We start from the raw sequence: 26,752 nt of genomic DNA on the forward strand, positions 1-26,752 counted from the left end.
CATGTCCCACAGCGATTCCCAAGCGGCCCATACCCTGGCCGAAGAAACCCGTCAGCGCAATGAAGCGGCCACCAAGGCCGCCGCTGCGCAAAAGCGCAAGAAGCTCTTTGCCATCTTCGGCGGCGTGGTCGCCATCGCCGCCATCGGCTATGGCAGCTACTGGTACCTGATCGGCTCGCGCTACGTCGAGACCGACAATGCCTACACCGCCACCGAAGTGGCCACCGTCACCCCAGCCATCAATGGCATCGTGGCCGCCGTCGACGTGGTCGATACCCAGGCCGTCAAGAAGGGCGACGTGCTGGTGCGCATCGACGACGCCGATGCCAAGCTGGCCGTGGACCAGGCCGCCGCCGACCTGGACCGCACCGAGCGCAAGGTCAAGGGCTACTTCGCCAACGATGCCGGCCTGGCCGCCCAGGTGCTGGCCCGTGAGGCCGAGCAGAAGCGTGCCAGTGCCCAGTTGCTGTCGGCGCAGGCCGATATGAAGCGCGCCGAGATCGACCTGCAGCGCCGCGAGGCGCTGGCCAAGTCGGGTTCGGTGTCAGGTGAAGAATTGAGCAATGCGCGCACTGCCCTGCTGACCGCCCAGGCCAACCTGAAAGCCGCTGAAGCTGCCGAAGTGCAGTCCCGCGCCAACATCAAGGCGACCCAGGGTGCGCAAAAGGCCAGTACCGTACTGACGGCCAATACCACCGTGGACGACAACCCGGAAGTGGTCCTGGCCCGCGCCAAGCTGGATCAGGCCAAGCTGGATCTCGAACGCACCGTGCTGCGCGCCCCGGTGGACGGCGTCATTGCCCGCCGCCAGGTGCAGGTCGGCCAGCGCGTGCAGAGCGGCGCCAGCCTGCTGTCGGTGGTGCCGCTGCAGCAGATGCACGTGGATGCCAACTTCAAGGAAGGACAACTGACCAAGGTGCGCATCGGCCAGCCGGTGACCATGAAGGCGGACATTTATGGCGGCTCGGTGGAATACCACGGCGTGGTCACGGGCCTCTCCGGTGGGACCGGTTCGGCCTTTGCGGTGATCCCGGCGCAGAACGCCACCGGCAACTGGATCAAGGTGGTGCAGCGCCTGCCGGTGCGCATCTCGCTGGATCCCAAGGAACTGGCGCAGCGTCCGCTGTCGGTGGGCCTGTCGATGGTGGTGGAGATCGATACGCGCGGCCAGATGCAGGCCGGTGACGCTCAGCCCAAGTCGGCCAGCACCGAGACCAGGGCCGGCGCGCTGTAAACCGGCGAGCACAAGGAAAGACTCATCATGTCATCCACAACAAGCGCAGCGGCGGGCGACCTGCCCTCCCCCAAGCCTGCCGCCCAGCCCGGCCTCTTCGAGGCCCCGCTGACCGGCGGCCAGCTGGTGGGCGCCGGCATCCTGCTGGCCGCCGCCAACTTCATCGCGGTGCTCGACACCACCATTGCCAACGTCTCGGTCTCGACCATCGCCGGGGCGCTGGGCGCCTCGACCAGCCAGGGCACCTACGTCATCACCTCCTATGCGGTGGCCGAAGCCATCACCGTGCCCCTGACCGGCTGGCTGGCCAATCGCTTCGGCACGGTACGCGTGTTCATCCTCTCGATGGTCATGTTCGGGCTGTTCTCGGCCCTGTGCGGCCTGGCCAATTCGCTGGGCATGCTGATCGCCTTCCGCGTCATGCAGGGCCTGGCCGGTGGTCCGCTGATGCCGCTGTCACAAACCCTGCTGCTGCGCATCTTCCCCAAGGAAAAAGCGCCGGCGGCCGTGGGGCTGTGGGCCATGACCACGCTGGTGGCACCGATTGCCGGCCCGATCCTGGGCGGGGTGCTGTGCGACCAGTACAGCTGGCCCTACATCTTCTGGATCAACGTACCGGTGGCGCTGATCTGCGGCTATCTCGGCTGGCGCATGCTCAAGCGCTTCGAGACCAAAACCAGCAAGCTGCCCATCGACCGCGTGGGGCTGATCCTGATGGTGGTCTGGGTGGCCGCCCTGCAGCTGATGCTCGATGAAGGCAAGGAGAAGGACTGGTTCGCCTCCACCGAGATCGTGCTGCTGGCCGTGACCGCCGTGGTGTTCTTCATTGCCTTCCTGATCTGGGAGCTGACCGAGCACAATCCCATCGTCGACCTGCGGGTATTCCGCCACCGCGGCTTCACCGCCAGCGTGACCACCATCTGCCTGGCCTTCGGTGCCTTCTTCGGCTCGGTGGTGTTGACACCCCTCTGGCTGCAGGGCTACATGGGCTACACCGCCACCTGGTCGGGCTGCATTTCGGCGCTGACCGGCATCCTGGCCGTGTTGACCGCCCCCATGGTGGCCAAGATGTCCACTACCGTCGATGCGCGCAAGCTGGTCTGCATCGGCGTGACCTGGCTGGGCCTCATCACCTTCCTGCGGGCCTTCAACAACACCGACATGTCGTTCTTCCAGATCGGCTGGCCGCTGTTCCTGCAGGGGATCGGACTGCCGCTGTTCTTCGTGCCACTCACCGGCCTGGCGCTCTCCAGCGTGAACGAGGAAGAGACCGCATCGGCGGCCGGCCTGATGAGTTTCTGCCGCACCATGGCCGGGGCGATTGCGACCTCCATCGTCAATACCAGCTGGGAAAACGACGCCACCTACTTCCACGCCGAACTGTCCGGCCTGGTGGATCGCAGCGGCGATGCGGTCAATGCCATGATGGCCTCGGGCATGAGCGCTGAACAGGCCACGGGCTCGCTGGCGCAGACGGTGCAGAACCAGGCCGTGATGCTGGCCACCAACCACATCTTCATGATGGCGGCGGTGTCCTTCTCGCTGGCAGCGCTGGCGGTGTGGCTGGCACCGAAACCGACGCGGGTGGCCGACACGACCTCGGCGCACTGATCCACAAGCTCCCCCCCCCCACAGTCCGTCCCCCCCTGCGGACTGGGCAGGCGGCCACTTCGGTGGCCGCCTGTTTTTTTGGGCCCAAGGCTTGATTGAACAGTCAAAAAAATCGAACTTTCTGGACATGCGCTCGCTTCTTTGTCCTGCTTCAGCCCCATGCAGGGCGCTACCCTTGGCTGCACTCCCCCAATGCGCGTACAATCCCGGCTCAAGCATGCGGACCAAGGTCCGCATTTTTGATTTATGGTGGCCCGCCCGGCGCGGCCGCCAGGCTGACTTCCCGCCGCCCGCCGTGGCCTGATGACACCGTGGCCCGCCCGCGCGGCCCTGCATTCCCGAACTTGCAAGAAGCGATCCCCGCATCGCCACCCAGACTCATGACCAAAGACCTCGCCGCTCACACGCCAATGATGCAGCAATACCTGCGCATCAAGGCCGACCATCCCAACACGCTGGTGTTCTACCGCATGGGCGATTTCTATGAACTTTTCTTCGAGGATGCCGAAAAAGCCTCGCGTCTGATGGGCGTCACCCTCACCCAGCGCGGCTCCTCCAACGGCAACCCGATCAAGATGGCAGGTGTCCCCTTCCATTCGGTGGAGCAATACCTGGCGCGCCTGATCAAGCTCGGCGAATCGGTGGCGATCTGCGAACAGATCGGCGACCCGGCCACCAGCAAGGGCCCGGTGGAGCGCAAGGTGGTGCGGGTCGTCACGCCCGGCACCCTGACCGATTCCGACCTCTTGCCCGAGAAATCCGAGCGCTGCCTGCTGGCCATGCAGCTGCTGCCCTCCAAGTCGCGCAAGCAGATGCAGGTCGGCCTGGCCTGGCTGTCCATGGCCAGCGGCGCGCTGAAGATGATGGAATTCACGGTCGAGAGCAGCTTGCTAGATGGCCGCGTGAAGCAGGAACTGGAACGCATCTCGGCCGCCGAGGTGCTGGTGGCCGATGGTCAGCTGGAGCAGTGCGAGCCGCTCCTGCCCAACCGCGCCGTGACAGTGCCGGACTGGCATTTCGACCAGCCCAGCAGCGAGAAGGCCCTGCTCGATCAACTGGGCGTGGCCACCCTGCACGGCTTCGGTGCCGATGGCCTGGGCCCGGCCATCTGTGCCGCCGGTGCCCTGCTGCGCTATGCGCAATCGACCCAGGGACGCGGCCTGCAGCACGTGCGCACGCTCACGGTCGAATCCGAAAATGAATTCATCGGCCTGGATGCCGCCACCCGCCGCAACCTGGAACTGACCGAAACCATCCGCGCGCAGGATGCCAATGCCCTGGCCCCGACGCTGTTCTCCACGCTGGACCACTGCCGTACCGCGATGGGCTCACGCCTGCTGCGCCACTGGCTGCATCACGCCCTGCGCGACCAGCAAGTCGCGCGCGAACGCCATGCCGCCATCAATGCACTGATGCGCACGGATGCCTGCTCGGGCCTGTCGGCCACGCTGGCAGCCGTTCCCGACATCGAACGCATCACCACCCGCATCGCCCTGCTCTCGGCCCGTCCGCGCGACCTGGCGGGCTTGCGCAGCGGCCTGCAGCAGCTGGGTTCATTGCGTGCTTACGTGGAAATGTGCGCCCGCGACGCCGAAGCACCGCTGCTGGGCCAGCTGCACGAAGACCTGGCCACGCCCGTGGAATGCCTGGACCTGCTGGAACGCGCCATCATGCTGGAGCCAGCCGCCATGGTGCGCGACGGCGGCGTGATCGCGCGCGGCTATGACGCTGAACTCGATGAACTGCGCGGCCTGTCGGAAAACGCCGGCCAGTACCTGCTGGAACTGGAAGCACGCGAGCGTGAACGCACCGGCATCGCCAACCTGCGGGTGGAATACAACAAGGTGCATGGCTTCTACATCGAGGTCACCCACGGCCAGACCGACAAGGTGCCGGAAGATTATCGCCGCCGCCAGACCCTGAAGAATGCCGAACGCTACATCATCCCCGAGCTGAAAGCCTTCGAGGACAAGGCGCTCTCCGCGCAGGAACGCTCACTGTCGCGCGAGAAATTCCTCTACGAGCAGCTCCTCAATGACATGGGCGCGCACATCGTGCGCCTGCAATCCATCGCCCATGCGCTGGCCCAGCTCGACACCCTGGTGGCCCTGGCCGACCATGCCGTGCGCAACAACTGGTGCGCGCCGCAACTGGTCGATGAGCCCTGCATCCAGATCGAGCAAGGCCGCCATCCGGTGGTGGAAAACCAGATCGAACGCTTCATCGCCAATGACTGCCAGCTCGCCGCCGAGCGCAAGCTGCTGCTCATCACCGGTCCCAACATGGGTGGTAAATCGACCTTCATGCGCCAGGTGGCGCTGATCACGCTGCTGGCCTACGTAGGCAGCTTCGTGCCCGCCACCAGCGCGGTGATCGGACCGATCGACCGCATCTTCACCCGCATCGGCGCCGCTGATGACCTGGCCGGCGGCCGCTCCACCTTCATGGTGGAGATGACCGAATCAGCCTCCATCCTCAACAACGCCACCGAACATTCGCTGGTGCTGATGGATGAAGTCGGACGCGGCACCTCGACCTTCGACGGCCTGGCCCTGGCCTGGGCGATTGCCAAGCACCTCATCGACGTGACGCGCAGCTTCACGCTGTTTGCGACCCACTACTTCGAACTGACGCAACTGCCCGAGATCCACCCGACGGCGGCCAACGTGCACCTCTCGGCCGTGGAGCACAAGGACAGCATCGTGTTCCTGCATGCCGTGCAGAGCGGCCCGGCCTCGCAGAGCTACGGGCTGCAGGTGGCGCAGCTGGCGGGGGTGCCGGCCCCGGTGATCCGCGCGGCGCGCAAGCATCTGTCGGCGCTGGAAAGCCAGTCCATGCAGCCGACGCCACAGTTCGACCTGTTCAGCGCCCCTTCCTTCATGGAAACGCAAGCGGAAACTGAAGAAGCGGACCATGAACGCAATCCCGCCGGCGCGGTCGAACCCGATCCGCTGGCCCAAGCGCTGCTGCAATTGCTGGACGGCATCGATCCCGATGCCCTGACGCCGCGCCAGGCGCTGGATGCGCTCTACCAGTTGAAGGCCCTGAGCCGGGGACAATAACAACACCACGGGGACGCCGGCTTCGTGCCGCCTTTTGAACCGCAGAGAGACTGCATGCCGATCCGCCCGATCCGACGCATCCTGCTATGCACCTGCTTCACCGCTGCCATCCTGATGGCGGGCGGTGCGGCGCAGGCCGCCGGGCAGGATTTCTCGTTCGGCGTGATCAACCATGCCGCGCCCGGCGTCAAGGGCGACCAGGCGCTGCGCCAGGCCCTGACCGAGACCGATGCCGACAACCTCGCCTTCGTGGTGGTCAATGGCATCAAATCCCCCTCCGAAAGCTGTGATGACGCGCTCTATGCCGAGCGCCACGAGATGCTCTCGCAGGCACAGAACGGCATCTTCGTGTCGCTGGCTGGCAGCGACTGGATCACCTGCCGCGACCGCGAGAACCGCTCGGACGCCATCGAACGCTTGGCCCGCATGCGCGAGATCTTCTATGCCAGTGAATTCTCGCTGGGCGCGAGCCGGCTGCCGATGCTGCGCCAATCGCTCACGCCCAAGTTCCGCAGCTATGCCGAGAACACCCGCTGGGAAATCGGCAACGTGCTCTTTGCCACCGTGAACCTGCCGGCGGCCAACAATCACTTCCTGCTCGATGGCGGCCGCAACAATGAGTTCGAGGACCGCCTCATCGCCAACCGCAACTGGCTGCAGCACCTGTTCGCCTTTGCCGCCTTGAAGAAGAGCGCGGCCATCGTCTTCTTCAGTGATGGCAATCCCTTCGGTCCGCCGCCCAAGCGTTCCTTCTTCCGCACTCAGCGGGATGGCTTTGCCGAGACGCGCAAGCTGTTCTCCGAGCTTGCCGGCAAGTTCCCGGGGCGGGTACTGGTGGTACATGCCCAGGGCGGCAAGAACAAGGCACCCGCCCATATCCTCTGGACCGGCAACCTGGGCAGCGTGGGCGTCGGTGAGCGCTGGCTCAAGGTGGTGGTGGATGACCATCTGCCACAGCTGTTTGCGGTGGCCGATGCGGATGGAGAACGGCGCTAGCTGCCCGATGCCAGGTACAAGATCCTTGCCGGTAAACGGATTTTTACGGTTTAAATGAAGAAAAACGCCCGCAGAGCGCATCTGCGGGCGTTTTTGCATGGTCGCCGGAAGGAAAATCCCGATTTCCGGGATCGGCTTGCGGCGCTGCGATCAGAATTCAGCGATCAGTTCAGCGGCTGGCTGCGGAAGTGGTCGCCGGCGTCGCCTTCATCTTCATCATCGTGGTGGTGATGGTGGCCGTGGGCACCGTGGACGTGACCGTGGGCCACTTCTTCTTCGGAGGCGGCGCGCACTTCGGTGACCGCCAGTTCAAAGCGCAGCGCGATGCCGGCCAGCGGGTGGTTGCCATCGAGCACGGCCTTGCCGTCCGCCACTTCGGTGACGGTGAAGATGACCGACTCTTCGCTGTCGTCATCGGGCGAACCTTCGAACTGCATGCCCACTTCCAGCGGTTGCGGCAGGCGCTCGACCGGCTCGATCTTGACCAGTTCGGAATCGTATTCGCCGAAGGCATCTTCCGGTTCGACCTGAATGGTGGTGCTGTAGCCGACTTCCTTGCCGTCCAGCGCTTCTTCGATCTTGGGCAGGGTGTTGTGATAGCCGCCGTGCAGGTAGACCATCGGCTCGCTGCTTTGCTCGATCAGGTTGTTCTGGGCATCCGACAGCTTGTAGTTGACGGAAACGACGGTATTCTTCGCGATCTTCATCGTAAGGGTCCTTTGTATCGATAGTGGTGCGGGAGCGGCAGCTGCTGCGGAAGCGTCGCGCGGGACACCTGCCACCCGGGTTGGGGCCTAAGAACCATCCCCTTGCCATTCCCGCGAGGCAAGGACGCTTTCAAAAACGGTATCTCGACTCCGCGATTATACCTGCATCAAACTTGGCCGCCGCCAATGGCGTACGGCTGCGCTGGCACCTCTATAATGGCGACCATGAAAAAACTCGATCTGCTCGGCGGCATCACGCCCGCCCAATTCCTGCGTGACTACTGGCACAAGAAGCCGCTCCTGATCCGCAACGCCATCCCCGGTTTCACCGCGCCGCTGCCGCGCCAGGAACTGTTCGACCTGGCCCGCCGCGATGATGTCGAATCCCGCCTCATCACCCATCGCACCGATGGCTGGGACATGCAGCACGGCCCCTTCAACAAGCTGCCGCCCCTGAAGCAAAAGGCCTGGACCCTGCTGGTGCAGGGCGTGAACCTGCACCATCCGGCCGCCGATGCCCTGCTGCGCCAGTTCCGCTTCGTGCCCGATGCACGCCTGGACGACCTGATGATCAGCTACGCCACCGATGGCGGCGGCGTCGGTCCGCACTTCGATTCCTATGATGTTTTCCTGCTGCAGGCCCACGGACAACGCCGCTGGCGCATCAGCGCGCAAGACGACCTGACGCTGGAAGAAGGCGTGCCGCTGAAGATCCTCAGCCACTTCCAAGCCGAACAGGAATTCGTGCTGGAACCGGGCGACATGCTCTACCTGCCGCCGCAATACGCGCACGACGGCGTGGCCATCGGCGAATGCATGACCTATTCGGTCGGCTTCCGCTCGCCGGCCTACCAGGAACTGGGCGAATCCTTCCTTGAATTCATGATGGATACCATCGACCTGTCCGGCCGCTATGAAGATCCTGACCTGAAAGCCACCGCCAAGCCCGCCGAATTGCCACTGGACATGGTGGCGCGCATCCGCGACGAGCTCAACAAGATCCGCTTCACCGACGACGACATCACCATCTTCCTGGGCGAGCATCTGTCAGAGCCCAAACCCAGCGTTTTCTTCGAAGCACGGACCGAGGAATTATCTTTTGCTCGCTTTTTCCAGGGCGCGAAGAAACGCGGTCTGGCGCTGCATCGCAAGACGCGCATGCTGTACCGTGGCTCTCACGTCTTCATCAATGGCGAATCCTTCCAGGTCAATCGCGGCGACAAGGCGATCCTGGCGCGATTGGCAGACTCGCGTGTGCTGGAGAAATCCGACCTCGACCTGGCCTCCGAAGACCTGCTGGAAGCATTGCACCAATGGCATGAAAGTGGCTGGCTCGACATCATTCGAGATTAATGAAATTTATTGCGGACACTTCTCGAAATTACTTTAGAAAATCCCGGAGAGCGGCTTGCGCCAAGACTTTCCGGGCCGCTGAAAAGGGATGTAAGTTCTTACAAATTCTTACGAATTCCCATAGTGGCGATGTGATTCCGGAAAAAAATAGCTATAATGATGGGCTGGAAAGTTTTCGTTGTCAGGCGTTGTTTCGGCAGTAAAAAAGAAGCAAGAACCGAAGCCCGACCGTGAGGTCTTACCCGCGGCGAAAGCCTCCCAGTAGAGCGATAATTACCGGTAATTATTCATCGCACAATTTTTAAATATTGAAGGAATATTCATGAAAAAGACTCTGTTGATCGCTTCGTTGTTGGCTGTTGCCCTGGCTGCTTGCGGCAAGAAGGAAGAAGCACCGGCACCTGCTGCTGCTCCTGCTGCTGAAGCTCCGGCCGCTGCTGCTCCGGCTGCTGATGCAAAGCCGGCTGACGCCGCTCCTGCTGCTGACGCTGCCAAGCCGGCTGACGCCGCTGCTCCGGCTGCTGATGCGAAGCCTGCTGACGCTGCCGCTCCGGCCGCTGATGCAAAGCCGGCTGAAGCCGCTCCGGCCAAGTAATCTTCGGATTATTTTCGAAAAAACCGGTCGCAAGACCGGTTTTTTTTCGTCCCGAGTTTTGTTGTCGTTTTGTTTTTGCCGGGCGTTCCAGTCCGAAACTTCATATCACTGTCTTTTCTCTTCACTTGGCACGTGAAGCAGCCTTCACTTCAGATCTCCCGGACATTGCCCTCGTTTGATCCAGCGCAAACCGCTCAGAACGGCCCAGGAACGCATCGCCGCATTCAATCCTGGCTCGCCCACTGACAAGGACCTGACAAGCCCGCAGAAGCCGCATTTCTTATCGAAGACACAATATCGCAGCAGACGAGACGGAACCGCGGACCGGGATCAAATCAAGGCCCTTCAAGCTGAAGAAAAAGAGAAACAAATTGTTTCTGACGCAGCGCACCCAAGACACAGACAGCCTGACAAAGGGCTGAACCACTCGCGTTTGCGATCAGACGTCCAGCCAGGCGAAGCCTTCTTCCTGACAGGCGATGCCGATCTCGCCAAAAGTGGTGCCGAGTACGCTTTCGATGGCCGCGCGGGCCAGTTCGGGCGTGTTGTTCTGCTGGCTCAGGTGAGCGCCGATGACGCGCTTGAGCCGGCTTTTGTCGAGCAGCCGCAGGATCTCGGCGCTGGCGTCGTTGGCCAGATGGCCGTAGTCGCCGCCGATGCGGCGCTTGAGGAAGGCGGGATAAGGCGAGCGATCCAGCATGTCGCGGTCGTGATTGCATTCCAGCAGCAGCGCATCGCAGGCATCGAGGGCTTGCACCAAATGCGCGGTCGGCTGGCCGGCATCGGTCAACACGCCCAGGCGACGATCACCATCGCTGGCCACGTACTGCACCGGCTCGCGGGCATCGTGCGGAACGGTATAGGGAGAGAGTTCGAGATCGCCGATGGCAAGCTTCTGGCCATCGGCGCAGAAACGTACATCGACATCGTTGGCCTGCTCGGCCACCGCCTGCCAGGTGCCGTAACTGAGCCAGACCGGAATGCGATAGCGCCGCGCGAACTTGAAGACGCCGCTGACGTGGTCCGAATGTTCATGCGTGACCACGATGGCCGAGACATCGGAAGGATCCAGGCCCAGGCGCAGCATGCGCTTCTCGGCTTCGCGCAAAGTAAAGCCGCAGTCCAGCATGACCGTGGTCCCCGAGGAGGGACGCTGGTCGCCGGCTGCGGCCGAGATCAGCAGCGCATTGCCTTCGCTGCCGCTACCGAGGCTCGCGAACTTCATCTGAGCCCCGGGTCCTGCTTACTTCAGCTGTTCGTTGAGCAGACCGAGGATCTTGTCGGAGATACCCGAGGTATCCGGACCACCCTCGCCGTTCTGCACGACGATGTTGCTGCTGTCGGAACCGGCACCCTTGACCACGATGCGGTACTTGGCAGCCTTCTTGTCCTTGTCCTTGGAGCTGAAGATGCGCGAGAAGAAACCGTCATCCTTCTTGTCCTTGGCATCCTGGTTCTGGTCCACGTAGCGCACGAAGTAGATGCCCTGGCTGCGGTCGCGGTCTTCCACGGTGAAGCCCACGCGGTCCAGTGCCAGGCCGACGCGACGCCATGCGCGGTCGAAGCCCTCATCCACTTGCACGCTGGTGCCGGTGGCGGTCTTCTGCAGGCGCGAACGGGCCTGCAGCGAGGGAGCATTGGCCACGGCTGCCTTGGCCTTGGTTTCTTCTGCACCCAGGCGCACCATCAGGCGCGACAGGAATTCAGCTTCCAGGCCAGGATCGGAGGGACGTGCAGTCCAGACCGAGGTTTCCTTGGCCGAACCGGTCAGCACTTCTTCGGCACCGCGATGGCTGATGAAGATTTCGGTGGTGCCGTTCGGGCCGCGTTCCAGACGGGTGCGGAACTTGTCGCGCTCGCCGGTGGAGTACAGGGAATCAAACACCTTGCCCAAGGTATTGCGGATGAAGTCCTGCGGGATCTTGGCACGGTTCTCGGCCCAGTCGGTTTCCATCACGCCGGTCTCGGGCGATTCGATATTGATCAGAAATCCGCTGTCCTGCCAGAAGTCCTTGATCTGCGGCCACAGCTGTTCCGGGGTCTGCTTGACCACCAGCCAGCGCTGCGAACCATCGCGCTCGATACGGATTTCGTTGCCCTTGGACGTCGGTGCCACGGAGGTGACATCGGTGGTCGGCTTGTTCTGCTGTTCCAGCTGGTAGCCGGAGGCAGTGGCCACACCCTTGTTGGCTTCAGGGATGGCGTAGCGGTTGTCGCGCTGCAGCTGGGTGAGGTCGGGCGGCACTTCCAGGCGCGGGCCACGGGCCTTTTCGGCGCTCTTGTAATCGATACGGTCGCCTTCGAGCATGTTGCCGATGGACGAGCATCCTGCCAGTCCGGCCAGCGCCAGTGCGACGACGATGCTGCGTTGGGTAAGTGTGTACGCGGAGCGGGAGACCGGACGAACGTTATTGCTATTAGTCATATCGTTACTAGTGAAAGCGGAATCGGATTTCAGGAGACCTGCGCCAAAACGGCCAAGCCGATCAGTTTAAGACGCCGGACTCGCGCAGGGCAGCGCGCACGGTGTCGTGGAAGGACTCGCCCAGCGGCGCCAGCGGCAGGCGCATGCCCGACGGGATCAGACCCATCTCCTGCATGGCCCACTTGACCGGCACCGGGTTGGGTTCGACGAAGAGCTTGTTGTGCAGCGGCAGCAGCTTGTTGTTCAGTTCCACGGCACGAGCGATGTTGCCGCTCATGGCAGCCACGCACAGCTCGTGCATGTCGCGCGGGGCGACGTTGGCCGTCACCGAGATGTTGCCGGCGCCGCCATACAGCATCAAGGCGATGGCGGTGGCGTCGTCACCGGAGTAGACCGCGAAGTCCTTGGGGGCCAGGCGGATCAGGTCGGTGCCGCGGCCGATGTTGCCGGTAGCATCCTTCACGCCCACGATGCCCTTGACCTGCGCCAGGCGCAGGATGGTCTCGTTGCTCATGTCTGCGACCGTCCGGCCGGGCACGTTGTACAGGATCACCGGCAGATCCACCGCTTCGGCGATGGTCTTGAAGTGCAGGTACATGCCTTCCTGGGTCGGACGGTTGTAGTAGGGCACCACCTGCAGCGAGGCGTCGGCGCCGACCTTCTTGGCGAAGGCGGTCAGCTCGATGGCTTCGGCGGTGGAATTGCCGCCGGTACCGGCGATGATGGGGATGCGTTTGGCCGTGTGCTCGACCGCGACCTTGATCAGTTCGCAGTGCTCTTCCATCGAGACGGTGGGCGATTCGCCGGTGGTACCGACGATGACGATGCTGTCGGTTCCCTCGGCGATATGCCAGTCGATCAGCTTGCGCAGGCCATCGAAGTCGAGGCTGCCGTCCGGATGCATGGGAGTGACGATTGCAACAATGCTACCCTTGATCATGGTGTGCGTATGTAAGGTGGTGGTCAGAATAAAGGCCTGATTGTAGCGGATAGACGCCTCATCAGGTCAATTTGCGGCTGCCAGAGATGAAAGCGGACGTAAAAAAAACCGGAGAGCCCGCCCCTGCGGGCCCCGCGACGGCCTGCAACCCGCTTGCCGCTGGTCAATAACCCAGCCCCATGGCTTCGCGCACGTCGCGCATGGTGTCCTGGGCCAGCTTGCGCGCCTTCTCGCAGCCATCGGCGACGATGGCGCGCACCAGCGAAGGATCGTCCAGGTAAGGCTGCGCACGTTCCAGCATCGGCTGCTGCTCCTGCAGGATGGCATCGATCACCGGTTGCTTGCACTCCAGGCAACCGATCCCGGCCGAACGGCAGCCCTTGGCGGCCCATTCCTTCACTTCCGGGGTGGAATAAACCTGGTGGAATTGCCAGACCGGGCATTTGTCCGGATCGCCCGGATCGCTGCGACGCACGCGCTGCGGGTCGGTCGGCATGGTCTTGACCTTCTTGGTGACCGAAGCGGCATCTTCACGCAGGGCGATGGCGTTGCCGTAGCTCTTGGACATCTTGGCCCCATCCAGCCCCGGCAGGCGCGAGGCCTCGGTCAGCATGGCCTGCGGCTCAGTGAGGATCAATTTGCGGCTGCCTTCGAGGTAGCCGAACAAACGTTCACGATCGATCATCGACAGGTTCTGGGCATCGTCCAGCATGGCCTTGGCCTGTTCCAACGCTTCATCGTCGCCCTTTTCCTGGAATTGCGTACGCAGTTCCAGGTACAGCTTGGCGCGCTTGCTGCCCAGCTTTTTGGTGGCGGCCAGGGCCTTTTCCTCGAAGCCTTTTTCCTTGCCGTACAGGTGGTTAAAGCGGCGCGCGATCTCGCGCATGATCTCGATGTGCGGCACCTGGTCTTCACCTACCGGCACCTGGCTGGCGCGGTAGATCAGCACGTCAGCCGCCTGCAGCAGCGGGTAGCCCAGGAAGCCGTAGGTGGCCAGGTCGCGGTCGGCCAGCTTTTCCTGCTGGTCCTTGTAGGTCGGCACGCGTTCCAGCCAGCCCAGCGGGGTGGCCATGGACAGCAGCAGATGCAGCTCGGCATGCTCGGGCACGCGCGACTGGATGAACAGCGTGGCCTGGGAGGGATCAACCCCGGCGGCGAGCCAGTCGATCACCATTTCCCAGGTGCTGGTCTCGATCACGGAGGGATCGTCGTAATGGGTGGTCAGCGCGTGCCAGTCGGCCACGAAGAACAGGCAGGGCAGCTCGGATTGCAGCTTGACCCAGTTCTTCAGGGCACCGTGATAGTGGCCCAGGTGCAGCGCGCCCGTGGGGCGCATGCCGGAGACGACGCGGTCAGGATACATGGCGTTTGACGTTGGTTGGCAGGTGGCGGTTCGACATGAACAGGATCAGCGACATGAAGGATCAGAACAGCAAGGTAATGGGGAAGGTAATGAGCTGCAGCAGCTTGCCGGCCACATACATCACGGGGGCCATCCACCAGGCGTAAATCACCTTGAGCAGCACCAGCGCCATGACGATGAAGAAGCCATAGGGCTCGATCTGGGCGAATTTATACGCATATTTGTTCGGCAACAAGCTGGTGAGGATGCGCCCGCCATCCAGCGGCGGAATCGGGAACAGGTTGAAGGCGAACATCACCAGGTTGGTCAGCACCCCTGCCCTGGCCATCAGTGTGAAGAATTCTTCCTGCACCCCGCCCAGCGCCAGGGCATAGATGGCCAGCATCCACAGCAGTGCCATGAAGAAATTGGCAGCGGGACCAGCCAGCGAGACCCAGGCCATGTCGCGCTTGGGCTGGCGCAGGTGGCCGAAGTTGATCGGCACCGGTTTGGCGTAGCCGAACAGGAAAGCGCCATTGGTGGCGAAGTACAGCATGATGGGAATGAGGATGGTGCCGAAGGGATCGATGTGCTTGAGCGGATTGAGGCTCATGCGCCCCATCGAATACGCCGTGGTATCCCCGAAAAACTTGGCCGCATAGGCATGGGCCGCCTCGTGCAGGGTGATGGCGAAGAGCACGGGCAGCGCGTAAACCGCGACGGTCTGGATGAGTTCATTCATGGGCGGGGATTTTAGCAGAGGGACAACGAACTGCCCCGGATTCGCTCGGGGCCGCTTCCGCTGGCCGGATGTGGGTGAACAAAAACTCGCTCAGGCAGCCTGCAAGCCGAAGATGCCTGCATCTCCCCTGCCCTGGCGTACCAGCACGGGTTCATTGTCATCGGTGAGATCAATCACGGTGGTCGGCTCCAGGCTGCAGGCACCGCTGTCGATGACCAGTTCGATCTGCTTTTCCAGATGGCTGCGGATGTCTTCGGCGCTGGTCAGCGGCAGATCTTCGTCCGGCAGGATCAGGGTGGTACCCAGCAGCGGCTGGCCCAGTTCTTCCAGCAGCATGTGGGCGATGCGGTTCTCCGGCACGCGCAGGCCGATGGTCTTGCGCGAGGGGTGCGAGAGGCGGCGCGGCACTTCCTTGGTGGCTTCCAGGATGAAGGTATAGGCACCGGGGGTGGCGGCCTTCAGCAGGCGGTACTGGCGGTTGTCCACCTTGGCGTACTGGGCGATCTCGGAGAGGTCGCGGCACAGCAGGGTCAAATGGTGCTTGTCGTCCACGCCACGGATGCGGCGCACACGCTCCACGGCATCCTTGTTGTCCAGCTGGCAGACCAGCGCGTAGCAGGAGTCGGTGGGCAAAGCCACCAGGCCGCCCTTGTGGATGATCTGCGCGGCTTGCTTGATCAGGCGCAGTTGCGGGTTGTCGGGGTGAATCTCGAAAAACTGGCTCATGATGCGGTTTCCGTTTCCAATCCAAATCCAAATCGTAAAAAGCACAACGGCGGTGTCGCCACCGCCGTTGTCGCTGCCCGCCGGGCTTAGCGCTGGCCGCGCAGGGCGGCGATGCGCTGTTCCAGCGGCGGGTGTGTCGAGAACAGCGCCATGATGCCGGGCTTGTCGCTGATGCCCAGGGCCGCCATGTTCTGCGGCAGGCCTTCCGGCGAAAAGCCGCCCAGGCGCGCCAGGGCATTGATCATCGGCTGAGGCGTGCCCAAGAGGCGCGCCGCACCGGCATCAGCCCGGAATTCACGATGGCGCGAGAACCAGGCCACGATGATCGAGGCACCGATACCGAAGACGATCTGGCACACCATCACCGTCACCATGTAGCCGATGCCGGGGCCGGAAGACTCGTTGTTGCGGCGCAGGGCCGAATCCACGAAATAGCCGACTACCCGCGACAGGAACACCACGAAGGTGTTCACCACGCCCTGGATCAGGGTCATGGTGACCATGTCGCCGTTGGCGATGTGAGCCACCTCGTGGCCGAGTACGGCTTCCACCTCGTCCTGCGTCATGCCCTGCAGCAGGCCGGTGGAGACTGCCACCAGGGCCGAATCCCGGAAGGCACCGGTGGCAAAGGCATTGGGTTCGCCGTCATAGACCGCCACTTCCGGCATGCCGATGCCGGCGCGCTGGGCCAGCTTGCCCACGGTCTGCAGCAGCCAGGCTTCGGTACCGTTCATGGGCGTTTCGATCACGCGCGCGCCGGTGGACCACTTGGCCATGCTCTTGCTCATCAGCAAGGAGATGATCGATCCGGTGAAGCCGACCACCAGCGAGAACACCATCAGCATCGGCAGGTTCAGGCCGGAACGAGTGAGGAAGCGGTCCACGCCCAGCAGGGAGAGGATCACGCTCATCACCACCAGCACGGCGATGTTGGTGGCGATAAACAGCAGGATGCGTTTCATCGGGGAAAACTCCTATCGGAAAAGTGGTTATTAGATAGGAATCGCCCTGCTGAATTCAAGAGCTTCACAGCCCCCAGTCATGCCAGACCGGCTTGACTCCGGTGGGCAGAGGCGGCAATCCCCCGAGGTCCATGCGCGACTCGCCCGGACCGTGGAAATCCGAGCCCATCGAGGCCAGAAAGCCATAGCTGCGCGCTACCTGGGCGTATTCCTGGTACTGCTCCGGCGTATGGCTGCCGGTATTGACTTCGATGGCCGCGCCGCCCAGTTGCTTGAACTCGTCGAACAATGCGCCGAACTGGGTCTGGGTGTACTTGTAGCGCCCCGGATGGGCGATCACCGCCACCCCGCCGGCCCCGCGGATCCAGCGCACCGACTCTTCCAGCGTAGCCCAGCGATGCGGCACGTAGCCGGGCTTGCCTTCGGTGAGGTAGTTGGCGAAGACTTCCTTGGTATCGCAGCAGGTACCGCATTCGACCAGGTAGCGCGCGAAGTGCGTGCGCGAGATCAGGTCGGGATTGCCCACGTGCTTCAACGCGCCTTCATACGCGCCGCCAATGCCGTGACGATCCAGCGCCTCGGCGATCTCGCGGGCGCGCCGTTCGCGGCCGTTGCGGGTGGCGGCCAGGCCGTCGACCAGGGCCTGGTTGGTCTCGTCGATACACAAGCCCACGATATGCACCGTATGCCCGGCCCAGGTGACCGAAATTTCCACGCCGGCCACATGCTCCATGCCCAGCGCGCGCGCAGCCGCCCGGGCGCGCGCCACGCCGCCCACTTCATCGTGGTCGGTCAGCGCCCACACGCCCACGCCATTGGCCTTGGCGCGCGCGGCCACCTCCTCCGGCGGCAGCAGGCCGTCGGAGACGTTGGAATGGCAATGCAGATCGAACTTGAGTTCAGACATAGGAAGTCGCAATGACCTCAGCGACCGCGCCGGTCGCTTGTGGCTGCCGTCGGTCAGGGAGGTCCGGGTGATTGGAATGCGTCCATTTTACGCGCTTGATGCCAACCCCGCACTGCACCGCACGATGCGGCCAGTCTCAGGCCGGCTGCTGCAGAAAAGCCTCGATCAGTTGTGCCAGCCGCTCGGGCTGGTCGTGATGCAGCATGTGGCCGGCGTCGGCGATCATCTCCACCTGCGTCTTGGGGATACAGGCGATGCGGCGGTCGATTTCTTCACGTTTCAACGAGGCCGGACCGAAGAAACGCCAGATATCGCTGTCTATCGCCTCGATCCACAGCACCGGGGCGGTAATGCGGCTCCAGCAGGCCATCATTTCATCGACCCGGTACAGGATGGGGCTGACCTGCTTGTGGGCCGGATCCCCCAGGATCTGCCACAGGCCGCTCTCATCCTGCTGCGCCCAATGCTGGGCCAGGAAACCGGCGCGCTCGTCCGAGAGGCGCGCATTGTTCTTCTGCAGCCGCGCCGCGACCTCTTCGAGCGTCTCGTAGCCGCGCAATACGGGACGATTCTTCATCTCGTCCAGCCATTGCGTGAAGCGTCCCGGCGCCTGCTCCGGCTTGGCCGTGGGCAGGCCGATACCTTCCAGGTTGACCAGCCGCTTGATGCGCTGGGGGCGCACGCCCGCATACAAGTTCACCACATTGCCGCCCATGCTGTGGCCAAGCAAGTTGATGGCCTCCTCACCGGCGTAGTGGTCGAGGATGGCATCGAGGTCGGCCAGGTAATCGGGGAACCAGTAGGACTGCGCCGGGGCCCGCTCGGTCAGGCCGAAACCGCGCCAGTCGGGAGCAATTACGTGCCATTCCCCTTGCAGGGCATCGACCATGAACTGGAACGACGCCGACATATCCATCCAGCCATGCATCATGAATATCTTGGGGGCCTGGGGGTCGCCCCAGTGGCGCACGTGGTAGCGCAGGCCGCGCACGTCGAGGAATTCGGAACGGGAGATTTTCTGGGCGATGGTTTGGCGCATGGCTTGTCTTTTTTGTCGGTACTGCGGGGCGGAACGAAGGATCAAGCCGCAAAGTATAGACAAAAGTGAACGATCGTGCGTCAGCCCTGCCCCGCGAACCGCCTCAGGGCAGGAAACGTCCGAGGTCGAAGGTGGAGGTATGACCGATCTGGGCGAAGTTCTGCTCCAGCCATTCCGAGGCCCGCTCGCGGCCCTGTTGGAACAGGCTGCCGATGAAACTGGCCTGGGTATTGAGCTTGGAGAGGTTGGTCAGCTGCTCCATGAGCTCATTGGCATCGATCATGTGGATGTTGAGCTGGCGCAGCCGCCGTTCCAGCGAGCCGAAGGCCAGAGTGGAATTCTCGGCCTCGCGCTTGGCCAGGGCCAGTCCGCTCAGCTCGGTGAAGAAGGCCGAGCTGAAGCTGATTTCCGAGAGCCGCTGGCCGATGTCGTGGCTGGAAGTGGGCGTGCCGGCGCGACGGCTGGGATGCAGCAGCACCACCATCACGTCACGTGCGGCACAGGAATGCAAGAGCGGGAAAATCGGCGGATTGGCGGTCAGGCCGCCATCCCAATAGGCTTCGCCATCGATCTCGATGGGCCGGTGCAGCGAAGGCAGGCAGGCCGAGGCCAACAGCACTTCCACCGACAGATCGGGGTTGCGGAAGATCTTCAACGTGCCGGTGCTGACCTGGGTGGCCGCAATGAACAATTTCAGTTCACGCTGGCTGCGCAAGCGTTCGAAATCGACCTGCTCCACCAGGATGTCGCGCAGCGGATTGATATCCAGCGGATTCAATTGCGTGGGCGAGAAGAAGCGCGTCATCGCCAGCAGTGCCTGCATGCCGGGCAGTGGTGCGGGGTTGGCGATGACGGGCGCGCCTTCGGCCGTCACATGGTCCAGCGGCACGCCATTGGAGAGCGCAGTCCAGAAGCGCTCCAGCGCGGCGCGGGCACCGTCGCGGCCGTCCTGCACGTAACCCTGGGCCATCACCGCCGCATTCATGGCCCCGGCCGAGGCACCGCTGATGCCTTCCAGGTCCAGCCGGCCATCCTCCAGCAAACGATCCAGCACGCCCCAGGTGAAGGCGCCATGCGAGCCCCCGCCTTGCAGGGCCAGACTGACGATCTTGTTCGACATGATGTCCTTTATCTTCACGTGCCGCGTGACAGACCCGCACAATGTGGCCGGGCGCATGCGCAGTGCCGCGCTGTCACGCCGGCGTCACCACTTCAGCTTATGCTGCACTGCACTATCATGGTATAACAGGAACGCGGCTGGAGATAGTGGCAGCTTGGAGAGACATTCTGGTTCCAGCAGGAAACATCTGGCTATCCAGCTCAGCCATTGTAACCATGTACTGACGTAACGACGGACACAGCAGAGGACACATGAAATCGATTTGCGTATATTGCGGTTCTTCCCCCGGCGCTTCCCCGGCCTATGCCGAGGCGGCGCGCAAGCTGGCCCAGGAGATGGTGAAGAACAACATCGCCCTGGTCTATGGCGGCGGCAATGTGGGCCTGATGGGCATCATCGCCAGTGAAGTCATGAAGCTGGGCGGCGAAGCCACCGGCGTCATCCCCAAAGCCTTGCTGGACAAGGAACTGGGCCACGACGGCCTGACCCGCCTGCACATCGTCAAGGACATGCACGAACGCAAGGCCATGATGGCAGAACTCTCCGATGGCTTCGTGGCCATGCCCGGCGGCATGGGCACCCTGGAAGAACTGTTCGAAGTGCTGACCTGGGCCCAGCTGGGCTTCCATTACAAGCCGATCAGCCTGTACAACGTGGACGGCTTCTACAACAACCTGATCGCCTTCGTCGACCACCTGGTCTCGCAGCGCTTCGTCAGCAGCGACCAGTCCGGGCTGATGATGCATGAGGCCGATCCGGTCAAGCTGATCGAACGCTTCCAGACTTTCAAGCCGACCTACAAGACCAAGTGGGCCGATCGGGAAGCGGTGGCCAACCTGGTGCCCTGACACCGGTTTTTTACACAAGCGTTCACCTGGCAGCACCAAGAACAACGCCCGTCCCTCTTGCGAGGCGACGGGCGTGTTGTTTTCTTCACTTCGGCTTGAAACCAGCGTAGATCAGGCCTCCAGCGCCTGGCGGAAATCGGCCACCAGGTCATCGGTATCTTCCAGCCCCACGGACACACGAATGAGCGACTCGGCGATGCCCATGCTGGCGCGGCGCTCAGCCCCCATCTCGTAGAAGATGGTGTGCGCCACCGGGATCACCAGCGTACGGGTGTCACCCAGGTTGCTGGCGGCCACGGCCAGGTTCAGCCGGTTGAGGTAATCGAAGCAATCGATGCTGTCCTTCAGCTCGAAGGACATCAGGCTGCCGAAAGCGCGGAACAGCTGCTTGCACAAGGCGTGCTGGGGATGCGACTCCAGCCCCGGATAGTGGACCGCTGCCACGCGCGGATCCGCTTCCAGCATCTGGGCCAGCGCCAGCGCATTCTTGCATTCACGTTCCTGGCGCAGGGCCATGGTCTCGGCGCCAACGGCGATGTGGTGCGCCGCTTCCGGGCCCAGCGTGGCGCCGAAGTCGCGCAGCGCCTTGGCGCGGATCTGCGCCATGCCCCATTGCGGGGCCGGGTTCTTCTTGTAGCTGTCGGCGATGTGCGGGTAGCGCGTCCAGTCGTATTCACCGGTATCGGTCAGCGCGCCACCGAGGGCATTGCCGTGGCCACCGATGGACTTGGTCAGCGAATTGACCACCAGGCCCGCACCGACCGTCTTGGGACGGAACAGGTAAGGCGAGGTCATGGTGTTGTCCACCACGTAGAGGATGCCCCGCTCGCGGCACAGCTCGCCGATGCGCTTCAAGTCCGCCACCTGGGTGCGCGGGTTGGCGATGGTTTCCACAAAGACCACGCGGGTCTGCGGTGTGATGGCCGCTTCCACATTTTTCACATCGGTAGCATCCACCATGGAGACCTTGGCACCCTGCGCGCCCACCGTCATCCAGAGGCTATTGGTATTACCGAACAGGAAAGCCGACGACACCACATGATCGCCCTCGCGCAGCAAGCCCTGGACGATGGCACCAATGGCGGCCATGCCGGTGGCAAAACAGATGGTGGATTTGCCGTCTTCCATCTTGGTGATCTTGTCTTCCAGCGCCGACACCGTCGGGTTGCCCTGGCGGCCATAGCGATAGCCGGGCTGCTTGCCCTGGAACACTTCGGCCAGCTGGCGCGCATCTTCATAGCCGAAGGTCACGGAGGTGTGGATGGGCTTGTGCAGCGAGCCGTGTTCGATGCCCTTCTGGCGGTCGCTGTGGAGGATGGTGGTGGTGAAGCCGTAGGTCTTTTTATCGTTCATCGCGTGATCGGAAAAGCAGAAGAAATGAGCAAGGCCGGCGCACGGCCAAAGGCAAAATGATAAGCCAGATTCCCGTCGGCTGGTTTGCGTGGCACCTCAACGCAAAACGCCGGTGCCGCCAAAGCGGCCACCGGCGTCCTGTTCCAGCCTTGAATCAGACGGCGGGGATCAGTCCACGCGCGCCAGGTTCAGGTTCAGCTGGGAACGCACCACATCTTCCAGCGCCGGCTTGGGATTCTTGCGGGCGTATTCGATGCGGTCCAGGTATTCCTGGGTGATGTCGCCGGTGATGTAGTGACCATCGAAGCAGGAGGCCTCGAATTGCTTCAGGGCCGGGTTGGCGTCGGAGATGGCGCGCTTCAGGGCTTCCACATCCTGGTACACCAGGGCGTCGGCGGTGATCTCGCGGCAGACTTCTTCGTCGCTGCGGCCGAAGGCGATCAGTTCGTCACGGGTCGGCATGTCGATGCCGTACACGTTGGGGAACTTCACCGGCGGCGCGGCCGACGCGAAGATCACGTTCTTGGCGCCCGACTCGCGGGCCATCTGCACGATTTCACGGCTGGTGGTGCCGCGCACGATGGAGTCATCCACCAGCAGCACGTTCTTGCCCTTGAATTCGCTGCCGATGGCGTTGAGCTTCTGGCGCACCGACTTCTTGCGCAGCGCCTGGCCCGGCATGATGAAAGTGCGGCCGATGTAGCGGTTCTTGATGAAGCCTTCGCGGTACTCGATGCCCAGCTTCAACGCCAGTTCCATGGCCGCCGGACGCGAGGAATCGGGAATCGGCATGACCACGTCAATCTCGCCATGCTTGAACTGGCTACGAATCTTGTCGGCCAGGAACTCGCCCATCTTCAGGCGGGTGGCGTAGACCGAGGCGCCATCGATGATGGAGTCCGGACGGGCCAGGTAGACGTATTCGAAGGCACAGGGGTTCAGCGTCGGGTTTTCGGCGCATTGCTGGTTGTACAGCTTGCCGTCGTTGTCGATGAAGATCGCTTCACCCGGGTTGACGTCGCGCAGGAAGCGGAAGCCCATGCCTTCCAGGGCCACCGATTCGCTGGCCATCATGTATTCGATGCCCTTGTCGCTCTCGTTGAAGCCCAGGCACATCGGACGGATGCCGTACGGATCGCGGAAGCCCAGCAGACCGTAACCGGCGATCTGCGCCACCACGGCGTAGGAGCCGCGCACGCGCTTGTGCACCATGGCCACGGCCTTGAAGAGCGCAGCCGGGTCCAGCGAGTAACCGGTGGTGGCTTGCTGGATCTCGTGGGCCAGCACGTTCAGCAGCACTTCGGTATCGGAATCGGTGTTGATGTGGCGGCGATCGTTCTTGAACATCTCGATCTTCAACTGTTCCGCATTGGTCAGGTTGCCGTTGTGCGCCAGGATGATGCCGAAGGGGGCATTGACGTAGAAGGGCTGCGCTTCTTCTTCCGAGGACGAGCTGCCTGCGGTCGGATAGCGCACCTGGCCGATGCCGGTGTTGCCGGGCAGCGAGCGCATGTTGCGGGTACGGAACACGTCGCGCACCAGGCCATTGGCCTTGTGCATCGAGAAACCGTTGCTGTGGTTGGTTGCGATCCCCGCCGCATCCTGGCCGCGGTGCTGCAGCAGCAGCAGCGCGTCATACAGCATCTGGTTGACGGGACTATGAGAGACGATACCGACGATGCCACACATGGTGGACTCCTAACGAAAAACGAAAACGAAAATGAACCACGACTGCCACGCCACTCCCGCGATACTATGGTCCCCGCCACGGGGCGCCCATCCGCTCACACCGGAGTGGAAAAACTCACATGCTCGGCCAGCTTGCCCGGCAGGTAGGGCAGCACCGCCTCGGCGGCCTGCTCGACCCAGGGACTGAAGCGCGCCTGCTTCCAGAAATCCTGTTGCGGAATGGCCGTGGTACCGCACAGCAAGGCCACCGCCACCACCAGCAATACCCCGCGCGCCACACCGAAAATGCTGCCCAGCGTGCGATCGAGTAAACCCAGGCCGGTCGCCTTGACCAGCTCGCCCAGCGTCTTGGCCACCAGCGCCATCAACAGGCGCGTGCCGATGAAGAGCGCAATGAAGGCCACGATCAAGCGCGTCAGTTCACCCGGCACCACATCCGGCAGCATCGTCGATAACGCCTCGCCATAGGTATTGGCCACCACCAGCGCGACAATCCAGCCGGCCAGGGACAACACCTCGCGCACCAGTCCGCGCAGGGTGCCGATGATCACCGAACAGGCCAGGATCAGCAGCACCAGGTAGTCAAATATCGTCACGATGACAACAATATGCGGCTATCTGTAGCCAAATTCAAGCAGGAACAATCGTGGCATTCAGGCCCAGCTTCTTGATTCGGCCGCCCATGCGTTCGGCTTCCTCGCGGCTGGCGAAGGGGCCGACGCGAATGCGCGTGCGCTCTCCTGCCTCGGTTGCGATCTTTTGCGTGTACGAATGGATGCCGGCGGCGCTGAGCTTGTTGCGCAATTCATTGACCTTGTCCTGGGTGGCCAGCGCAGCCACCTGGATGACGAACTTGCCACCGGCCGCAGCCGGTTTCTTTTCCGCCGGGGCCGGAGCTGCAGCCGCACTGGCGGGCTTGCCTTCCAGAATGGCCAGCGCACGTGCGGCATCGTCGTCGGCAGTGTGCGCAGGCGACTTGGGCTTGGCGGCTTCCTTCTTCGGTTCTTCCTTGTGCTCGGCCACGGCCGGCTTCTTTTCCTCGGCCTTGGGGGCGGGCTTTTCAGTATGCTTTTCCACCGGCTTGTCAGCCGGCTTCTCGACCACCTTGGGTGCCACGGCAGCCACCGGCGGCGTCACCGGCTGGGCCGGGGCAGCCGGCGTGGCCGCTGCTGCGGGCTCAGGGGCGATGCTGGACGGCTCGACGATCTCTTCCTTCTGGTCCAGCGAAGCCTGCTTGGCATCACGGCCACCCGGCTGGGCCACGCCGGAAGCCGGCTGGTCCTTGGACGGGATCTGGATGGCGATGTCGTCGTTGAGCGGCTTGGGCTCGGAATCGAGGATCATCGGCAACACGATCACCACGGCCAGCGTCAGCGCGACGGCACCGATCAGGCGGCGGCGGGCGCGTTTCTTTTCCGGCAACAGCGGATCGGCGGCGGCATCCTTGCCGGCCTTGCTGCGGCTGCTGCGGGCAGAACCGGCGGCACCACCGGCCGCACTGCGGCTGCTACGGCTGCGGATGACGGAAGATTGCTCCTCGGAACGTGAACGGAAGGACCCTTGGTCAGCAGAAGAATCCTGCTTGTTTTTACGGAAAAACGAGAACAAGCCCATGCGGAGTCGTCTTGAATTGATCTGGAAATCGTGGAAAACCTGCCTGGCCACTCAGGTCCTGGCACCGTCTGGCAAGGACGGCCGGCTCCGGAACGCGGGTTCGGAATCAGTGCAGACCGGGGCGGCGCGCCTGCATGACGCCGGCTACGGTCAGGAAGGACCCGAAAACCACAATTCTATCATTCTCCCCTGCTCTGCTTAATGCATTTGCATACGCCTCGGCCGGTGTAGTGAAGGTTTCTACGCTGCGTGCCGCGTCCCGCCTGAATTCCGGCTGCACGCCGGCCCCCAGCAGGGCTTCCTTGAGCTGTTGCGCGCTGGCCGCGCGCGGCAGCGGCAGGTCGGTCACGCACCAGTGGTCGATCTTGTCCTTGAGGTGGCCGATGACGCCTTCGATGTCCTTGTCCAGCATGGAGCCGAACACCGCATAGGTATAAGGGTGGAAGCCCATGTTGTCCAGGTTCTGCGCCAGCGTGGCGGCCGCATGCGGATTGTGCGCCACGTCCAGGATCACCAGCGGCTGGCCCGGCAGCACCTGGAAGCGGCCCGGCAGCTCCACCGTGGCCAGGCCAGTACGCACTTCCTGGGCACCCACGGGCAGCACTTCACGCAGGGCTTCCAGCGCGGCCAAGGCGGCCGAGGCGTTCAAGATCTGGTTGGCGCCGCGCAGGCTGGGATAGGCCAGCGAATTGCGGCGCATGCCGCGTCCGCCGTAGGCCCATTGCTGCTTGTCACCCTGGTAATTGAAATCACGGCCCATCAGCCACAGGTCGGCACCAATCTTCTCGGCGTGGGCAATGAGCGACTTGGGCGGCACCGGGTCGCCGCACACGGCCACCTTGCCGGGACGGAAGATGCCGGCCTTCTCGAAACCGATCTCTTCGCGGGTCTCGCCCAGGTATTCGGTGTGGTCGATGTCGATGCTGGTGACGATGGCCACATCGGCATCGATCACGTTGACTGCATCCAGGCGGCCGCCCAGGCCGACTTCCAGGATCACCACATCCTGCCGGGCATCGGCCAGCAGCTTCATGATGGCCAGGGTGGTGAATTCGAAATAGGTCAGCGAGATGTCGCCGCGCTGGGCCTCCACCGCCTCGAAGGCGGCGATCAGCTGGGCATCGCTGGCCATGTCGCCGGACAGGCGGGCGCGTTCATTGAAATGCAGGAAATGCGGCTTGATGTACAGGCCCACACGATAACCGGCGCGCAGCAGGATGGATTCCAGCATGGCGCAGGTGGAACCCTTGCCATTGGTGCCGGCCACCATGATGACGGGGCAGTCGAAGCGGATGTCGAGCTTTTCCTTCACCGCCTGCACGCGGTCCAGGCCCATGTCGATCTGCTTGAAGTGGCGTTGTTCCAGCAGGGCCAGCCATTCATTGAGGGTGGCGGGAGTCGGGGAGGCTTGGGAAGTCATGGCGCGTCTCGGTCGGTGAAGCTGCTGCACAAAAACGAAATACAAATTGCGGGAAACCGTTTCGAAA

At 63.0% G+C, this 26,752-nt stretch carries 23 protein-coding genes; 7 read left to right on the forward strand and 16 right to left on the reverse strand.

Going from position 1 to position 26,752, the window contains the following annotated elements; all coding sequences use genetic code 11:
- The first annotated feature begins 1 nt into the window (after window position 1).
- The 4 genes from ACWFUC_RS22595 (at window position 2) to ACWFUC_RS22610 (ending at window position 6,903) form a co-directional block, all read left to right on the forward strand.
- Window positions 2–1,234 (forward strand): HlyD family efflux transporter periplasmic adaptor subunit, encoded by a 1,233-nt coding sequence (locus tag ACWFUC_RS22595; RefSeq protein ID WP_209567201.1) that lies wholly within the window; start codon window positions 2–4, stop codon window positions 1,232–1,234.
- A gap of 27 nt (window positions 1,235–1,261) precedes the next feature.
- Window positions 1,262–2,845 carry a DHA2 family efflux MFS transporter permease subunit gene (locus ACWFUC_RS22600; protein ID WP_489623374.1) on the forward strand — a complete coding sequence of 528 codons (1,584 nt, stop codon included), beginning with the start codon at window positions 1,262–1,264 and terminating at the stop codon, window positions 2,843–2,845.
- 380 nt (window positions 2,846–3,225) lie between these two features.
- Entirely contained in the window at window positions 3,226–5,907 is a 2,682-nt protein-coding gene (mutS, locus tag ACWFUC_RS22605; protein WP_489637366.1) for a DNA mismatch repair protein MutS, read from the forward strand.
- 54 nt (window positions 5,908–5,961) lie between these two features.
- Window positions 5,962–6,903, forward strand: a complete 942-nt coding sequence (locus ACWFUC_RS22610; RefSeq protein ID WP_489623424.1) for a hypothetical protein — start codon at window positions 5,962–5,964, stop codon at window positions 6,901–6,903.
- Between the two features lie 164 nt (window positions 6,904–7,067).
- On the opposite strand, the gene ACWFUC_RS22615 is transcribed toward ACWFUC_RS22610, so the two are convergent.
- The gene (locus ACWFUC_RS22615) at window positions 7,068–7,610 is read right to left on the reverse strand and encodes an FKBP-type peptidyl-prolyl cis-trans isomerase (RefSeq protein ID WP_088754969.1); all 543 of its coding nucleotides are present in this window, start codon (window positions 7,608–7,610) and stop codon (window positions 7,068–7,070) included.
- A 225-nt stretch (window positions 7,611–7,835) separates the two neighbouring features.
- Here ACWFUC_RS22615 and ACWFUC_RS22620 point away from each other — a divergent pair, with 225 nt between their 5' ends.
- Entirely contained in the window at window positions 7,836–8,963 is a 1,128-nt protein-coding gene (locus ACWFUC_RS22620; protein ID WP_489623425.1) for a JmjC domain-containing protein, read from the forward strand.
- Between the two features lie 322 nt (window positions 8,964–9,285).
- Window positions 9,286–9,558, forward strand: a complete 273-nt coding sequence (locus ACWFUC_RS22625) for a hypothetical protein (protein WP_075259113.1) — start codon at window positions 9,286–9,288, stop codon at window positions 9,556–9,558.
- Window positions 9,559–9,997: 439 nt separating this feature from the next.
- On the opposite strand, the gene ACWFUC_RS22630 is transcribed toward ACWFUC_RS22625, so the two are convergent.
- From ACWFUC_RS22630 to ACWFUC_RS22675, 10 genes are all read right to left on the reverse strand, one after another.
- Window positions 9,998–10,783 carry an MBL fold metallo-hydrolase gene (locus tag ACWFUC_RS22630; RefSeq protein WP_121044979.1) on the reverse strand — a complete coding sequence of 262 codons (786 nt, stop codon included), beginning with the start codon at window positions 10,781–10,783 and terminating at the stop codon, window positions 9,998–10,000.
- Between the two features lie 18 nt (window positions 10,784–10,801).
- The gene (bamC, locus tag ACWFUC_RS22635; RefSeq protein WP_134222957.1) at window positions 10,802–11,983 is read right to left on the reverse strand and encodes an NlpB/DapX family lipoprotein; all 1,182 of its coding nucleotides are present in this window, start codon (window positions 11,981–11,983) and stop codon (window positions 10,802–10,804) included.
- A 61-nt stretch (window positions 11,984–12,044) separates the two neighbouring features.
- Window positions 12,045–12,923, reverse strand: coding sequence for a 4-hydroxy-tetrahydrodipicolinate synthase (dapA, locus tag ACWFUC_RS22640; protein WP_489623426.1), 879 nt, complete (start codon window positions 12,921–12,923; stop codon window positions 12,045–12,047).
- Window positions 12,924–13,086: 163 nt separating this feature from the next.
- Window positions 13,087–14,286: a tryptophan--tRNA ligase gene (locus tag ACWFUC_RS22645; protein ID WP_489623427.1), complete on the reverse strand. Its 1,200-nt coding sequence runs from the start codon at window positions 14,284–14,286 to the stop codon at window positions 13,087–13,089.
- 61 nt (window positions 14,287–14,347) lie between these two features.
- Window positions 14,348–15,007, reverse strand: coding sequence for a site-2 protease family protein (locus tag ACWFUC_RS22650; protein ID WP_489623428.1), 660 nt, complete (start codon window positions 15,005–15,007; stop codon window positions 14,348–14,350).
- A gap of 90 nt (window positions 15,008–15,097) precedes the next feature.
- Window positions 15,098–15,733, reverse strand: coding sequence for an L-threonylcarbamoyladenylate synthase (locus ACWFUC_RS22655; RefSeq protein ID WP_121044987.1), 636 nt, complete (start codon window positions 15,731–15,733; stop codon window positions 15,098–15,100).
- A gap of 86 nt (window positions 15,734–15,819) precedes the next feature.
- On the reverse strand, window positions 15,820–16,695 hold the full coding sequence (gene htpX / locus ACWFUC_RS22660) for a protease HtpX (RefSeq protein WP_121044989.1): 876 nt from the start codon (window positions 16,693–16,695) through the stop codon (window positions 15,820–15,822).
- 64 nt (window positions 16,696–16,759) lie between these two features.
- A complete protein-coding gene (locus tag ACWFUC_RS22665; protein ID WP_489623429.1) occupies window positions 16,760–17,602 on the reverse strand; it encodes a 3',5'-nucleoside bisphosphate phosphatase in 843 nt (280 codons plus the stop codon).
- 136 nt (window positions 17,603–17,738) lie between these two features.
- Window positions 17,739–18,641: an alpha/beta fold hydrolase gene (locus tag ACWFUC_RS22670; protein WP_489623430.1), complete on the reverse strand. Its 903-nt coding sequence runs from the start codon at window positions 18,639–18,641 to the stop codon at window positions 17,739–17,741.
- A gap of 103 nt (window positions 18,642–18,744) precedes the next feature.
- The gene (locus ACWFUC_RS22675; protein WP_134222960.1) at window positions 18,745–19,761 is read right to left on the reverse strand and encodes a patatin-like phospholipase family protein; all 1,017 of its coding nucleotides are present in this window, start codon (window positions 19,759–19,761) and stop codon (window positions 18,745–18,747) included.
- 251 nt (window positions 19,762–20,012) lie between these two features.
- On the opposite strand from ACWFUC_RS22675, the gene ACWFUC_RS22680 reads away from it, so the two are divergent.
- The gene (locus ACWFUC_RS22680; RefSeq protein WP_088754957.1) at window positions 20,013–20,609 is read left to right on the forward strand and encodes an LOG family protein; all 597 of its coding nucleotides are present in this window, start codon (window positions 20,013–20,015) and stop codon (window positions 20,607–20,609) included.
- A 111-nt stretch (window positions 20,610–20,720) separates the two neighbouring features.
- On the opposite strand, the gene ACWFUC_RS22685 is transcribed toward ACWFUC_RS22680, so the two are convergent.
- From ACWFUC_RS22685 to folC, 5 genes are all read right to left on the reverse strand, one after another.
- Window positions 20,721–21,962, reverse strand: coding sequence for a cystathionine gamma-synthase family protein (locus ACWFUC_RS22685; RefSeq protein WP_489623431.1), 1,242 nt, complete (start codon window positions 21,960–21,962; stop codon window positions 20,721–20,723).
- Window positions 21,963–22,130: 168 nt separating this feature from the next.
- Entirely contained in the window at window positions 22,131–23,651 is a 1,521-nt protein-coding gene (gene purF, locus ACWFUC_RS22690; protein ID WP_088754955.1) for an amidophosphoribosyltransferase, read from the reverse strand.
- Between the two features lie 95 nt (window positions 23,652–23,746).
- A complete protein-coding gene (locus tag ACWFUC_RS22695) occupies window positions 23,747–24,247 on the reverse strand; it encodes a CvpA family protein (RefSeq protein ID WP_489623432.1) in 501 nt (166 codons plus the stop codon).
- Window positions 24,248–24,281: 34 nt separating this feature from the next.
- Window positions 24,282–25,265: an SPOR domain-containing protein gene (locus ACWFUC_RS22700; protein WP_489623433.1), complete on the reverse strand. Its 984-nt coding sequence runs from the start codon at window positions 25,263–25,265 to the stop codon at window positions 24,282–24,284.
- 106 nt (window positions 25,266–25,371) lie between these two features.
- Window positions 25,372–26,685, reverse strand: coding sequence for a bifunctional tetrahydrofolate synthase/dihydrofolate synthase (gene folC / locus ACWFUC_RS22705; protein WP_134222964.1), 1,314 nt, complete (start codon window positions 26,683–26,685; stop codon window positions 25,372–25,374).
- Window positions 26,686–26,752: the final 67 nt, after the last annotated feature.

The sequence above is a fragment of the Herbaspirillum sp. Her4 genome, assembly GCF_057961335.1.